At 43.9% G+C, this 12,589-nt stretch carries 14 protein-coding genes and 1 tRNA gene; 13 read left to right on the forward strand and 2 right to left on the reverse strand.

Going from position 1 to position 12,589, the window contains the following annotated elements; translation table 11 throughout:
* Window positions 1-163 precede the first annotated feature (163 nt).
* The 11 genes from eis to AC787_RS16945 all read left to right on the forward strand — a co-directional run bounded on the left by eis (window position 164) and on the right by AC787_RS16945 (window position 9,670).
* Window positions 164-1,357 carry an enhanced intracellular survival protein Eis gene (eis, locus tag AC787_RS16900; protein WP_054025849.1) on the forward strand — a complete coding sequence of 398 codons (1,194 nt, stop codon included), beginning with the start codon at window positions 164-166 and terminating at the stop codon, window positions 1,355-1,357.
* Between the two features lie 145 nt (window positions 1,358-1,502).
* Window positions 1,503-2,960: an IMP dehydrogenase gene (gene guaB, locus AC787_RS16905; RefSeq protein ID WP_054025850.1), complete on the forward strand. Its 1,458-nt coding sequence runs from the start codon at window positions 1,503-1,505 to the stop codon at window positions 2,958-2,960.
* Window positions 2,961-3,147: 187 nt separating this feature from the next.
* Window positions 3,148-4,437 carry a D-alanyl-D-alanine carboxypeptidase family protein gene (locus tag AC787_RS16910; RefSeq protein WP_054027113.1) on the forward strand — a complete coding sequence of 430 codons (1,290 nt, stop codon included), beginning with the start codon at window positions 3,148-3,150 and terminating at the stop codon, window positions 4,435-4,437.
* Window positions 4,438-4,564: 127 nt separating this feature from the next.
* Window positions 4,565-5,446: a pyridoxal 5'-phosphate synthase lyase subunit PdxS gene (gene pdxS / locus AC787_RS16915; RefSeq protein WP_054025851.1), complete on the forward strand. Its 882-nt coding sequence runs from the start codon at window positions 4,565-4,567 to the stop codon at window positions 5,444-5,446.
* 77 nt (window positions 5,447-5,523) lie between these two features.
* Complete coding sequence (gene pdxT / locus AC787_RS16920) at window positions 5,524-6,108, forward strand: pyridoxal 5'-phosphate synthase glutaminase subunit PdxT (RefSeq protein ID WP_054025852.1); 585 nt, start codon at window positions 5,524-5,526, stop codon at window positions 6,106-6,108.
* Window positions 6,109-6,156: 48 nt separating this feature from the next.
* The gene (gene serS, locus AC787_RS16925; RefSeq protein ID WP_054025853.1) at window positions 6,157-7,443 is read left to right on the forward strand and encodes a serine--tRNA ligase; all 1,287 of its coding nucleotides are present in this window, start codon (window positions 6,157-6,159) and stop codon (window positions 7,441-7,443) included.
* A gap of 83 nt (window positions 7,444-7,526) precedes the next feature.
* A tRNA-Ser gene (locus AC787_RS16930) sits at window positions 7,527-7,615 on the forward strand.
* Window positions 7,616-7,739: 124 nt separating this feature from the next.
* Window positions 7,740-8,087 carry a hypothetical protein gene (locus AC787_RS16935; protein WP_054025854.1) on the forward strand — a complete coding sequence of 116 codons (348 nt, stop codon included), beginning with the start codon at window positions 7,740-7,742 and terminating at the stop codon, window positions 8,085-8,087.
* Window positions 8,088-8,102: 15 nt separating this feature from the next.
* Complete coding sequence (locus AC787_RS34480; RefSeq protein ID WP_162839314.1) at window positions 8,103-8,279, forward strand: hypothetical protein; 177 nt, start codon at window positions 8,103-8,105, stop codon at window positions 8,277-8,279.
* A gap of 43 nt (window positions 8,280-8,322) precedes the next feature.
* Window positions 8,323-8,472 (forward strand): small acid-soluble spore protein P, encoded by a 150-nt coding sequence (locus AC787_RS16940; RefSeq protein ID WP_054025855.1) that lies wholly within the window; start codon window positions 8,323-8,325, stop codon window positions 8,470-8,472.
* Between the two features lie 139 nt (window positions 8,473-8,611).
* Window positions 8,612-9,670, forward strand: a complete 1,059-nt coding sequence (locus tag AC787_RS16945; protein ID WP_054025856.1) for a hypothetical protein — start codon at window positions 8,612-8,614, stop codon at window positions 9,668-9,670.
* A gap of 180 nt (window positions 9,671-9,850) precedes the next feature.
* Here the strand turns inward: AC787_RS16945 and AC787_RS16950 are convergent, their stop codons facing one another.
* Window positions 9,851-10,207: a DUF4870 domain-containing protein gene (locus tag AC787_RS16950; protein WP_054025857.1), complete on the reverse strand. Its 357-nt coding sequence runs from the start codon at window positions 10,205-10,207 to the stop codon at window positions 9,851-9,853.
* Window positions 10,208-10,419: 212 nt separating this feature from the next.
* Between AC787_RS16950 and AC787_RS16955 the strand changes: the two genes are divergently transcribed.
* The gene (locus AC787_RS16955; RefSeq protein WP_054025858.1) at window positions 10,420-10,752 is read left to right on the forward strand and encodes a PadR family transcriptional regulator; all 333 of its coding nucleotides are present in this window, start codon (window positions 10,420-10,422) and stop codon (window positions 10,750-10,752) included.
* Window positions 10,749-12,107, forward strand: coding sequence for an FtsW/RodA/SpoVE family cell cycle protein (locus tag AC787_RS16960; protein ID WP_054025859.1), 1,359 nt, complete (start codon window positions 10,749-10,751; stop codon window positions 12,105-12,107). Before AC787_RS16955 ends, AC787_RS16960 begins: the two co-directional genes overlap by 4 nt.
* A 55-nt stretch (window positions 12,108-12,162) precedes the next feature.
* Here AC787_RS16960 and AC787_RS16965 read toward each other — a convergent pair whose 3' ends face one another.
* Entirely contained in the window at window positions 12,163-12,492 is a 330-nt protein-coding gene (locus AC787_RS16965) for a hypothetical protein (protein WP_054025860.1), read from the reverse strand.
* Between the last annotated feature and the right edge of the window lie 97 nt (window positions 12,493-12,589).

Consider the following 12,589-nt stretch of genomic DNA (forward strand, 5'->3'; position numbering starts at 1 on the left):
AACACGACCGTTAAGCCCTCCAGCGCCAATGGTACTTAGACCGCAGGGTCTTGGGAGAGTAGGACGTCGCCAAGCACGAGAGACCTATCGCATGTAATGCGGTAGGTTTTTTTGTTGTTTATGCGGTATGATAAGGTCATATCAAATTTGGAGGTGCTTCGAAATGGAAACGCGTATCGTTATTAAGCATACGGGTATGGAGCAGTTTGACGAGAGTATGGCATTATCTCAATTTGCATTTCAATATGAACGGTCCGCTGCAGAGCTTGAACAAACGAGAGAGCAGTATGAGAACGAGCCGGCTGTAAGGTATGGAGCGTATGTCGATAATCAACCGGCCGCCCAAGCTGCGGTGCTGAAGCTGCAAACCTATATCGGAGGCAAAGCTTTTGATATGGGAGGAATTGCGGGTGTTGCGACATGGCCAGAGTTCAGGAGGCAGGGTCTAGTTGCTCAAATACTCATTCAATCGCTGATAGAGATGAAGGATATGGGCCTAACGGTTTCTTTTCTTCACCCTTTTTCATTTGGATTTTATCGTAAGTTTGGCTGGGAAACCTATACTGAACAAAAAGCCTATACGATTAAAGCGGATATGCTTCCGGAGAGGAAAGCTTATGAGGGCCGGATCGAGCGTGTATCAGGTAATTACAGCATATTGAACGATGTTTACCAAGCTTACGCGTCTCAATATAATGGTTCACTGGTACGGACCGAGTTATGGTGGAAGTATCGGATCAGCAAAAGAAAATCAGGGCAAATTGCACTTTATTATGATAAGGTCGGGGCAGCACAAGGTTATGTTATTTATGAAGTTAAGAACAGCCGGTTAACGGTTCATGAATTTGTTCATTTAAATGAACCAGCGAGAGCCGCCTTATGGTCATTTCTCGCACAGCATGATTCAATGATCGAAGAGCTGACAATTACAATGCCGTCTGACGATCGACTTCCTTACTTGCTGAACAACCCTAGAATTAAGCAGGAAATCATACCCTATTTTATGGCTCGTATTGTTGATGCGGAGGCTTTTGTGGGTCAATATGATTTTAAGGCAGCGGATCATGCCGATGACATTACTATTCAGCTAATCGATGCGCAAGCTCCTTGGAATAATGGTCATTTTTTATTCCATATCGATGCGTCTGGGAGAGCATCGCTTCGTCGTAAGGACGACAGTGAAAAAATAGATAAAGCAATTAAACTGGATATTGGTTCCTTTACGAGCGTGCTATTTGGGTATATTCAGTTAGAGCAATTAGCCGAATTAGCACGCATAGAAGGAGATATAGGATTGGTTAAACGCTTACAATCTCGAATTCCCGAACGAACTACGTATTTACCTGACTTTTTCTAAAGAATTAGCATGATTTGAGACTTCCAAATCGAATAGAAATCAGGTTGAACAAAGGTATTCATCAGCCTTGACAGCCTATACCCCCTCTGCTAATATTGCTAATAATATATGTGAGACGTACTTAATATAAGGGAGGAACATACTCGTGTGGGAAACGAAATTCGCCAAAGAAGGGCTAACGTTTGACGACGTCCTGCTTATTCCGCGCAAATCAGAAGTGCTGCCTAGGGAAGTTGACATCTCGATTCGATTAAGCGAGGACATTAAGCTAAACATTCCGCTCATTAGCGCAGGTATGGACACCGTTACAGAAGCCGCATTGGCGATTGCAATTGCGCGTGAGGGTGGTATTGGCATTATCCATAAGAACATGTCGATTGCACAGCAAGCGGAGGAAGTAGACCGTGTAAAACGTTCGGAGAGCGGTGTAATTACAAATCCGTTTTCGCTTACGCCTGATCACCATGTATACGACGCAGAAGAATTGATGGGTAAATACCGCATCTCAGGCGTACCGATTGTTGATCAAGATAAGAAGCTTGTAGGTATTTTGACAAACCGTGATTTGCGTTTCGTACATGATTATTCAATTAAAATAAATGAAGTTATGACTCGTAACAACCTTGTAACGGCACCTGTTGGCACAACGCTACAGGAAGCAGAAGGCCTTCTTCAAAAGCACAAGATCGAGAAGTTGCCGCTGATTGATGAGTCCAATACGCTTAAAGGTCTTATTACGATTAAAGATATCGAGAAAGCAATCCAATTCCCGAATGCGGCGAAGGATAAGCATGGTCGCTTGCTTTGCGGAGCAGCAGTTGGTATTTCGAAGGATACAATGGATCGTGCAGAAGCATTGGTTCAATCAGGAATTGATGTTCTTGTTGTAGACTCGGCGCATGGTCACCACATTAATATTTTGGATGCTGTTCGTAAGCTTCGTGCTACTTACCCAGACCTTACTATTATTGCAGGAAACGTTGCTACTGGAGATGCTACACGTGATCTTATCGAAGCAGGCGCTTCCGTTGTTAAAGTAGGGATTGGTCCTGGTTCGATCTGTACGACTCGCGTTATCGCCGGTATCGGTGTTCCACAAATTACAGCAATCTATGATTGCGCGTCAGTTGCTCGTGAATATAATATTCCGGTTATTGCAGACGGCGGTATTAAGTATTCCGGTGACATTACGAAAGCAATCGCATCTGGAGCAAGCGCGATCATGATCGGAAGCTTGTTCGCGGGTACAGCTGAAAGCCCTGGCGAAACTGAAATTTTCCAAGGACGTAGCTTTAAAGTTTACCGTGGTATGGGTTCGCTTGGCGCAATGAAAGAAGGAAGCAAGGATCGTTACTTCCAAGAAAACGAGAACAAACTTGTTCCGGAAGGTATCGAAGGGCGCGTTCCTTACAAAGGACCACTTGCTGACACTGTTCATCAATTGCTCGGAGGCTTGCGTTCAGGTATGGGCTATTGTGGTACAGCGTCTCTGGACGAGCTCAAGAACGATACACAATTCGTTCGTATTACAGGTTCTGGTCTTCGTGAAAGCCATCCGCATGATGTGCAAATTACGAAGGAAGCTCCGAACTATTCCCTTTAAGCTATATTTTTTAGATCCGATAATAACAGACAAGGAAAGGCGACTGAGTCGCTCGACCTTGTCTGTTTTTTTATGAAGGATTACTCATTCTTATTAGGGCCTGAAGAGGTTTAATTGTTAGGGTTTGATATGTTACAATTAACAACGGACAAACCAAGTGGGAAAAGGGGAGACGACGTTGAAGGAAATGGTAAGACCGGTTCGAATAAAGTCGGTCATCGCTGCAAGTTTGGCGGTTTGGATGGTAATGCTGTCGCTTGGTTCTGCGGTAGCAATGGCGAATGGATATGAAGGAAGACCAAGCACGGAAAACTCTTTAGGTTTACAAGTTAAAGCTGCTATTTTAATTGATGCGGATTCAGGTCAAGTTTTGTATGAAGTTAATTCAGAGGAGCCGCTCCCTGCAGCAAGTATGACTAAGCTAATGACGGAATATATCGTTCTTGAGGAAATTACGAATGAACGTCTATCCTGGGATGAGGTTATTACAACTAGTGCGGAAGCGGCCTCAACGCCAGCGGATGGATCATCTGTATTTCTAGCTCAAGGAGATCAACATACGGTTAGAGATTTATACAAAGCAATGGCAGTTGGTTCCGCAAATGATGCTACGATAGCATTAGCTTCGCAGATTGCTGGAAGTGAGCAAGGCTTTGTTAAGAAAATGAACGAGGTAGCTGGTGAACTTGGCCTTAAAACAGCTATTTTCACAAGTGCGACTGGTCTTTCGGAGACAACTGTTATTTCCGCGACAGACATGGCGAAGCTAGCACAAATTATTTTGAGCAAGCATCCTGAATTTTTGGAATACTCCAAGCTGCAAGAATATAAGTTTCGTGAACGCGACAAGGACGCGATTGTCAACATTAACTGGATGCTAGGCACGAACGTGAATCAACAGGGTCTAAAGCATTTAGCTTATGAAGGCGTTGACGGCATGAAGACAGGCTTTATTAATGCTGCAGGTTACAACTTCACAGGTACTGTAAAAAGAGGCGAGCAACGTTTTATTAGTGTAGTTATGGATACCGCTACAAAGTCTGCTCGTTTTAATGAAACGGCTAAGATGTATAACTATGGTTTTAGCACTTTTGAGAAAAAGACGGTGCTTGCGCCAAAATCTGTGGTAGAAACAGTGAAATCGGTCAAGATTAAAAAGGGTAAAAAGAAAACTTTGCCGATTGTAACAGAAAAAGATATAACGTTCATGGTTAAGAAGGGCGTTGAGCCTAAGATCGAGGTTGTAGCAAGTGATGTGAAGACAGAAGCTGAGCTAGTAGCTCCGATTCCTGTAGGTACCGTTGTAGGTACGGTTACGTACAAGTATACAGATGCGGAAACGAAGCAAGAGTTGAAAAAAACGGTTAACCTGATTACGACTGAGGAAGGTACGAAAGCAGGCTGGTTCCGCTTGATGTTCCGTGGAATTGGTGACTTTTTCTCAGGTTTGTTTAATGGAATCGTCAATTTGTTCTAATCCGAGTAGAAAACAGGGGAATGAAGTAAATCTAGGCTTGTCGATTATTCTTGCTTCCTGTAAAATCAATGGTTAGAACAACTGCGGTAATATACAAATCAATGGATGAAAATAGGAGGATTTTAGCATGGAAACAGGTACATCGCGCGTAAAACGCGGCATGGCAGAAATGCAAAAAGGCGGCGTCATTATGGACGTTATGAGCGCCGAGCAAGCAAAAGTAGCAGAAGCAGCAGGGGCAACAGCAGTAATGGCGCTCGAGCGCGTCCCTTCCGAAATTCGTGCAGCAGGCGGAGTAGCTCGTATGGCTGATCCGACAATTGTAGAAGAAGTAATGAAAGTCGTTTCTATTCCAGTTATGGCAAAGGCTCGTATCGGGCATTATGTAGAAGCTAAAGTGCTCGAATCAATGGGCGTTGACTATATCGATGAGAGTGAAGTGCTTACGCCAGCAGATGAAGTGTTCCACATCAGCAAACATGAGTTTACTATTCCATTCGTATGCGGTGCGAAAGATCTTGGAGAAGCTTTACGCCGTATTCAAGAAGGAGCAGCAATGCTTCGTACGAAGGGTGAGCCAGGAACAGGCAATATCGTAGAGGCTGTTCGTCACCTTCGCTTGATCAATGGTCAAATTCGTAAAATTCAAGGCTTGTCGAAGGACGAGCTTTATCATGAAGCTAAGCTTCTTGGTGTAGCTTATGACTTGCTTCTTAACGTACATGAGACTGGTAAGCTTCCAGTGGTTAACTTCGCAGCAGGCGGAGTAGCTACACCATCCGATGCAGCTTTGATGATGCATCTTGGAGCAGACGGCGTATTCGTTGGTTCCGGTATTTTCACATCGGAAAACCCAGAGAAATTCGCTCGTGCAATCGTTGAAGCAACGACTCATTATCAAGATTACAAACTAATTGCTGAAGTATCAAAAAACTTGGGAGCTCCTATGAAGGGGATCGAAATTTCCAAGCTTAACTCTTCAGAGCGTATGCAAGACCGCGGTATCTAATAGTTGTAATTTGCAGGTGCCGGCTTAGCGCGTATAGTGCTGCCGGCTCTTGCCCGTAAAGGAAGGCGAGTAGAGCGATGAAGATAGGCGTACTAGCGCTTCAGGGCGCTGTGGCAGAGCATATACGAAGCTTAGAAGCGGCGGGCGCAGAGGCGGTCGCCGTTAAGCGGGTTGAGCAGCTAGAAGAGCTGCAAGGGCTTGTAATACCAGGCGGCGAGAGCACGACGATCGGCAAGCTGATGCGGAAATACGGCTTTATGGAAGCTGTTGCGGATTTTTCTGCACAAGGCAAGCCATTGTTCGGCACTTGCGCGGGTCTTATCGTTTTGGCCGATGAAATAGAAGGCCAAGAAGATGCGCATTTGCGGCTTATGGATATGACAGTTGCAAGAAATGCATTCGGCCGTCAACAGGAAAGCTTTGAGACAGATTTGGATGTCAAAGGTATCGATGAACCGGTTCGTGCTGTATTTATCCGAGCACCTTTGATCAAAAAAGTCGGAGCGAGCGTAGACGTGTTGTCTACATACCGAGATGAGATCGTAACGGCAAGACAAGGTCATCTTCTTGCTGTATCGTATCATCCGGAGCTTACGGACGATTATAGGCTGCATGCTTACTTCGTTGATATGGTGAAGGAAGCAGCTGCAAGCAAGGAATAGACGTTTACAATAATAAAATTACTCCCTTCAGAGAGGGGCTTTTGGATCGTGTTGGATGTAAAATTGTTAAGAAACGAATTTGAAAAGGTTGAGAAAGCACTGCTTGATCGCGGGGCTTCACTTGATCTTATTGCTAATTTTCCTGCGCTCGACACAAGGCGCCGTGACCTAATACAGGAGACGGAGCAGCTGAAGAGCAGACGCAATACCGTTTCGCAGGATGTAGCCAAGCTCAAAAGAACAGGCGGAGACGCAGAATCGCTTATCCTTGAGATGAGAGAGGTTGGCGACCGTATTAAAGAGCTTGATGATGAGCTTCGTGAGCTGGATGTACAGGTGGTTGAGCTGACACAAGCAATCCCTAACATTCCTAGCGATAGCGTGCCGATCGGCAAGTCAGAGGAAGATAATGTAGAGCTTCGCAAAAATGGCGAGGTTCCGAGCTTTGACTTTGAGCCAAAACCGCATTGGGAGCTTGCGCAATCACTCGGTATATTGGACTTTGAGCGTGCAGCGAAGGTTACGGGATCACGTTTTACGTTCTACCGCGGCCTTGGAGCTCGTCTTGAGCGTGCGCTTATTAGCTTTATGATGGACTTGCATAGCGATAAGCATGGTTATGAGGAAGTACTGCCACCTTATATCGTTAATCGTGATAGCTTGGTTGGCACAGGTCAGCTTCCGAAATTTGAAGAGGATCTATTCAAAATTTCGGATTCGGATTATTTCCTTATCCCAACAGCGGAGGTTCCAGTTACGAATCTGCACCGCGAAGAGATTTTGCCGGTTGAAGAGCTTCCAAAATATTTTGTTGCTTACAGCTCATGCTTCCGTTCTGAAGCAGGATCTGCTGGGCGCGATACACGTGGCTTAATCCGTCAGCATCAGTTCAATAAAGTTGAATTGATCAAATTGACTAAACCAGAGGATTCGTACGATGAGCTGGAGAAAATGACCGCTAACGCGGAGAAGGTTTTGCAGCTACTAGGACTGCCTTATCGCGTTCTGACGCTATGTACGGGTGATATGGGCTTCACAGCGGCTAAAACGTATGACCTTGAAGTATGGCTTCCAAGCGCAGGCACGTATCGTGAAATTTCCTCTTGCTCAAATGTAGAGGATTTCCAAGCGCGCCGTGCTGGCATTCGTTTCCGCAGAGATACGAAGAGCAAGCCAGAATTCGTTCATACACTGAACGGTTCGGGACTAGCCGTAGGTCGTACTTTTGCGGCAATCATCGAGAACTTCCAGCAAGCGGATGGTTCTGTGACGATTCCAGAAGTACTGCGTCCGTATATGGGCGGCATTAGTTCAATCGATTCAGCTAAACTTTAAATTTTTTTTTGCCACATGGTCAAAATATAGTTGCTTTTTTATTTTGACCTGTGGTATTATATTTCTTGTGACAATTGAACGATGGAGAGATACCGAAGCGGTCATAACGGGGCAGTCTTGAAAACTGTTAGGGCGCAAGCCCACGTGGGTTCGAGTCCCACTCTCTCCTCCATATTTTTTCAAAATGTACATAACAAGCCCAGACGCTAAGCGTTTGGGCTTTTTTTTCATTCGATCTCCTCGTATAAAATAATGCTGCTTTTCGCATGTTATACGATGTGGAGGTGCTTCATTTAATGGGTAAATCAGATGAGCTGCAAATGAATCAAGAGAACTTGGCAGATGCTTGGCGTCAAACCTTACCAGAGACGCTAAAAGCAGCTGACCGCAGCAAAGTGCTGCCTGACGAGTCAGATGCCAAAGCGCTGCGCGTAACAATCGATACAGCTGGTCATCAAATGTATTCGTTTGATTTTAAAGTTACTTATGTAGACAGCCGGGAAGTAAAGGTTGAGCTTATTGACGTGGAGAAGGACAAGATTTCCGTTGATGAGCGTGGAGAAGTCATTCAAGAGCTGATACAGGATTACACTAGACATTTGCATGAATGTGCACAAGCGCTGCAACGCTTGACGCATGTTTAGAGGAGAGAACTGCTTATGACGAAGGTACAAGGAACGGCTGATAAAAATTTATCGAATGTGGTAGATGCTTTAGAGGTTGAGGTTGTCAATAGTCATCAGGCTCAGCAGTTGCAGCAGGATAAAAACGATAGACGTAATCAGGATGCCATGAACCATGATCATCCAACAGATTTAGAGCATCAAAAAAATTAATGCTTTATTAGAAATAAATGAAATTTATATAGGAGGAATCCGAATGTCGAAGCCAGACAGCTTTCCGGTACCAGATAGTAATCCGCAAAATAACCGGAAGCGCAACGATGGAGGCGGGCAGCAGGAGCCGCTTTCCGGTTCTAAGAAAACAAAACAGAGTAATCATGTGTCTCATAATAACCCACAAGGATAAATCAAATGACCTACAAATAGGTAGATCAAACGTCCCGTTTCAGCATGCTGAAACGGGATTTTTTGGATATAACTTCTAAAAGGTGTTTTTTTAGTATAGAATGGAGGTGCTTATAAAAAGATAGGGAGGAACATACTACATGAAGAATGTTCAAAAAATAGCGGTTCTTTTGTTATCCGTTATTTTGGTTGTCATTGCAGGTTGCAGCTCGGCTAAACCACCGAAGGAAGCTCTGCAAGCGGCGATGACGAAAATTACAAAGGCGGACTCATATGCAGTAAAAATGTCATTTGGCTTGGATGAATTGGAAGTTCCACAGCCGGCAACTTTGGAAGGTAATGCAGCTGCTACAGCAGCGATCGTAGGGATGATTAAGGATGCAACGATTACAGTCGACGCTGTATACAAGAAAAATCCTATGCGTACGGATATGAATATGCAAATCGTTGTGCCAGGCGACATGGAAATGAAGCTAACGGTACCGATGATTATGACTGAGGAAACGCTGTATGTGAAAATACCGCAAATTCCAATGCTGCCATTGCCGGAGACGATTACAGATAAGTTTATTAAAATTGATCTAAAGGAGCTTGCCGAGAAAGAAGGTACGGCTAAGCTGGATCTTGCTGCTCAGCAGAAGTTAGGCAAGGAACTTGGAGAAGTAGTGCTTAAGCATTTTGATGAGAAGACATACTTTAGCCAACCTAAAGCTGACGAGGCTGGCTTGCCAGCTGGTTTGAAGGCAGATCAAATCATTGCTTTTGAAATTAACGAGAGCAACTATCCAAAAACAGTAGAAACCATCGTTAATCAAGTGTTGCCTGAGGTACTGAATGTGCTGCTTGCAAATGAAGCATCGCTGAAGTCTCTTCAGCTTGAGAAGGCTGATATCGAGAAGCTGAAGACTGATCTTGAGACGAACAAAGCAGAGCTTCTAGACACGTTGAAAAACGATGTTAAAGTAAATTCGTTGAAGGCTACAGGTGCTATCTCGGACGGATATCTTTCTTACCAAGCAGGCAAGGTGAGTATTGAGGCTTCCGACAAAGAGAGCGGCCAGAAGATGAAGCTTGGCCTTCATTATGATGTAACTTATTCCGAGATTAATAAAGATGCAAAGTTCGAAGGTGAAATACCGACTGATGCGATTACACTGGATGAACTGACACAGATGTTCCAGCTGCCAGTTGGGCTGTAATAGACCTTAAGCCAAAGCAGCTCCTGACATTCAGGAGCTGCTTTTTCTTAGGGAGATGGGCGTACTGACTTAGGCTGATGATCAATTGGACCGCTTGCAGGTGACGAGGAATAAATATAGCTCATTGCTACTCAAAACAGAAAGACGCCGGAACGTGTAGAGTTCCGGCGTCTTTCTGTTTTATTTGATGAAACGAATAGTTAATGGGTAGCGATAACCATTGCCTTCAGAAGCGCGAATGGATCCGATGATGGTAAATGCAATCCAGAAAATAAATAAAAGTGGTGTAGTAATAAAGCCGATGAGTACAAACATGAGCAAACCAGAAATGATGGAGTAAATCATATTGCTAATCTGAAAATTAAGTGACTCTTTGCCATGCATATCTACGTAGCTGGATTGATCTTTCTTCAGAAGCCAAATGATGAGCGGGCCAAGAATATTGCCGAGTGGAATGATTACACCGCTAAAAGCAAGTAAGTGGCAAAGCATTCCGTACGTTTTTTCTTCCTTATGCAGTCCGAATGACTGATTCATTGTGTGTTGCCTCCCTTAAATTGAGAACAGCCGATTAAAGTGTCTTATGTACTTATACGTTAGCCGAACGATAAGATATGCATAAATATATCATCGAATAGCTATGATTGGAATCCATTCCCAAAATGATGTTGTAATCTGCGGTGGACGATTATATACTTATACATAGATATTCGATGCATAGAAATACGATACATAAATCGGAGGACGTTATGAAAATTAATAAGGAGCTTATGAAAGGCAGCACCGTTATTCTTATTTTGACACTGCTTGATCGTAAGGAAATGTATGGTTATGAAATGACCAAAGAAATTGAAAAAAGTTCGAGCGGTGTTTTTACTTTTAAAGAAGGAACCCTTTATCCGATCTTACATACGCTTGAGGTGGAGCAGCTGGTTGAGTCGTACTGGAATGAGGAAGGCAGCCGCAAACGGAAATACTATCGCATTACTGCGCGCGGAAGAGGGCAGCTAGAGGAGAAGAAACAGGAGTGGGTGCTGTTTCGGACGACGGTAGACCGCGTAATAGGGGAGGGCCATGCATGAATAACAAGCCTGTTCAGTATGAGTCGATTAAGCAATACTTAGCGCAGGTTTGCGGTCATGTGAAGGCAAGAGATGTGCATCAAGACATTGAGCTTGAAATGAGGAGTCATCTGGACGAGCTGGTGGAGGATAAGCTGAATGAAGGACTATCAGAGGAAGAGGCCGTTCGAGCGGCTTTAGCGCAGATGGGTGATCCCGATCAGATCGGAAAGCAGCTTCATGCTGCACATAAGCCGGTTATGGAATGGGGCTTAGCGCTGCTAGTGGCAATTATGGTCGGCATTGGTCTGCTTGCAATGTATGCAATGGAATTCGCTTATACGGACAATAATGTTTATAGTGGATATCAATTTTTTCTGAGGAAGGCATTTTATTCTGCGGTAGGCGTCTTATTTATTATTGGTATTTATTTTTTGGACTATCAAAAATGGAAAAAGTATTCGTGGCATATCTATAGCGGAACGGTCTTACTGATGATAGCTTGCTCCTTAATCGGTATTGAAATTAATGGTGCGAAAAGCTGGATCGTAGTCGGGTCCTTTTCCTTTGATGTTTATACTATCTCTTCCTATTTGTTGATGGTTGCTTTGGCAGGGACGCTGCTTGTTAAGCAGAAGGAGCAGCAGGGGCTATTCTACAAGTCATTTTACTTCGGTAAAATGATTCTCTTGTATGTGCTCGTGCCGACTATCCTATATAGTAAAGCAAACTCCTATCTAAATTTCATCCTATATTTCTTCGGACTGATGATCTTGATGCTGTTTGTTGCCAAAACGTACAAGCTGTTTCTAGCCTGTATGGGTTCGTTAGCAGCTGCAGGCGTGCTGCTTATAACGATGGATCCATATCGTTTTGCATTGATATGGGAGCGTTACACTGCGTTTCTAAGGTCCAATGCGTCCGAGGATGCAAGCTATATGATGCAGCGTTCATTGGAGCTTATTCGTGCAGGAGGAATGTGGGGGCAAGGGTTTGGCGTTGAAAGCCCAACGATTCGTTATATCTATAGTGAAATGGTATTCACTTATTTGATCTATAGCCTTGGTTGGGTTTTTGGTATCGCTATTGTCATGTTATCATTATTACTGATTGGCAAAGTGATCGGCATGGCAAGAAAGCTCAAGGATGCGTATGCCAGAGGCCTTGTCGTTGGCTTATTTTCAATTATTGGTCTGCATTTCGTTTGGAACATTCTTATGTCGTTCGGGCTGCTGCCTATGAATAGTATGACTATGCCATTCGTTTCGTTTGGCGGAATGAATGGCATTATTGAATTAATGGTGATGGGATTAGTGCTAAGCGTACATCGAAGAAAAAATATGGTGAGTTTAATAAACCGCGAGCCATTAAGATAAGCAAACAAAAGGGCTATCCTTCCGTAGAATATCTACAGTAGGATGGCCCTTTTGATTAGAAGCTACCTGGAGCGGGTGGACGAGTAGGATAATTTTGTCGATTATTTTTGGAAACGGCAATGAATAGGAATACGGCTGTTGTAAGGTGCATGATCATGCCGAGAATAGGTATCCATGCTAACACAGATGTAATGATACCAAGGATACTGCCTACGACTGGCTTATTATGCTGTGAGCAGAGAACAAGCGTTACGATATGGAGAATAAGCGTTACAAATAATAGTGTGTATCCAGATAACACGACTAGGGTACCACCCAGCAAGGGGATTCCTAAAATGCCTTCGATAATAGCGGTGACTAATAAAAGTGTACCTGCGGCTTTCATTTTATTTTCCTCCTATTTGTATATTTATAGCATTCTATAAAAGAGCATTTCTTGTTTTCTGTTTATCTTTGTACGTAGGGAAAGTGATCCTGGTTAC

The sequence above is a fragment of the Bacillus sp. FJAT-28004 genome (assembly GCF_001280845.1).
GTDB lineage: Bacteria > Bacillota > Bacilli > Paenibacillales > Paenibacillaceae > Pristimantibacillus.

What these genes read in the sequence shown, in the direction of transcription:
- eis (WP_054025849.1), top strand. Translation starts at nt 164, where the DNA reads ATGGAAACGCGTATCGTTATTAAGCATACGGGTATGGAGCAGTTTGAC.
- AC787_RS16910 (WP_054027113.1), top strand. Translation starts at nt 3,148, where the DNA reads ATGGTAAGACCGGTTCGAATAAAGTCGGTCATCGCTGCAAGTTTGGCG.
- pdxS (WP_054025851.1), top strand. Translation starts at nt 4,565, where the DNA reads ATGGAAACAGGTACATCGCGCGTAAAACGCGGCATGGCAGAAATGCAA.
- pdxT (WP_054025852.1), top strand. Translation starts at nt 5,524, where the DNA reads ATGAAGATAGGCGTACTAGCGCTTCAGGGCGCTGTGGCAGAGCATATA.
- AC787_RS16935 (WP_054025854.1), top strand. Translation starts at nt 7,740, where the DNA reads ATGGGTAAATCAGATGAGCTGCAAATGAATCAAGAGAACTTGGCAGAT.
- AC787_RS34480 (WP_162839314.1), top strand. Translation starts at nt 8,103, where the DNA reads ATGACGAAGGTACAAGGAACGGCTGATAAAAATTTATCGAATGTGGTA.
- AC787_RS16940 (WP_054025855.1), top strand. Translation starts at nt 8,323, where the DNA reads ATGTCGAAGCCAGACAGCTTTCCGGTACCAGATAGTAATCCGCAAAAT.
- AC787_RS16945 (WP_054025856.1), top strand. Translation starts at nt 8,612, where the DNA reads ATGAAGAATGTTCAAAAAATAGCGGTTCTTTTGTTATCCGTTATTTTG.
- AC787_RS16950 (WP_054025857.1), bottom strand. Translation starts at nt 10,207, where the DNA reads ATGAATCAGTCATTCGGACTGCATAAGGAAGAAAAAACGTACGGAATG.
- AC787_RS16955 (WP_054025858.1), top strand. Translation starts at nt 10,420, where the DNA reads ATGAAAATTAATAAGGAGCTTATGAAAGGCAGCACCGTTATTCTTATT.
- AC787_RS16960 (WP_054025859.1), top strand. Translation starts at nt 10,749, where the DNA reads ATGAATAACAAGCCTGTTCAGTATGAGTCGATTAAGCAATACTTAGCG.
- AC787_RS16965 (WP_054025860.1), bottom strand. Translation starts at nt 12,492, where the DNA reads ATGAAAGCCGCAGGTACACTTTTATTAGTCACCGCTATTATCGAAGGC.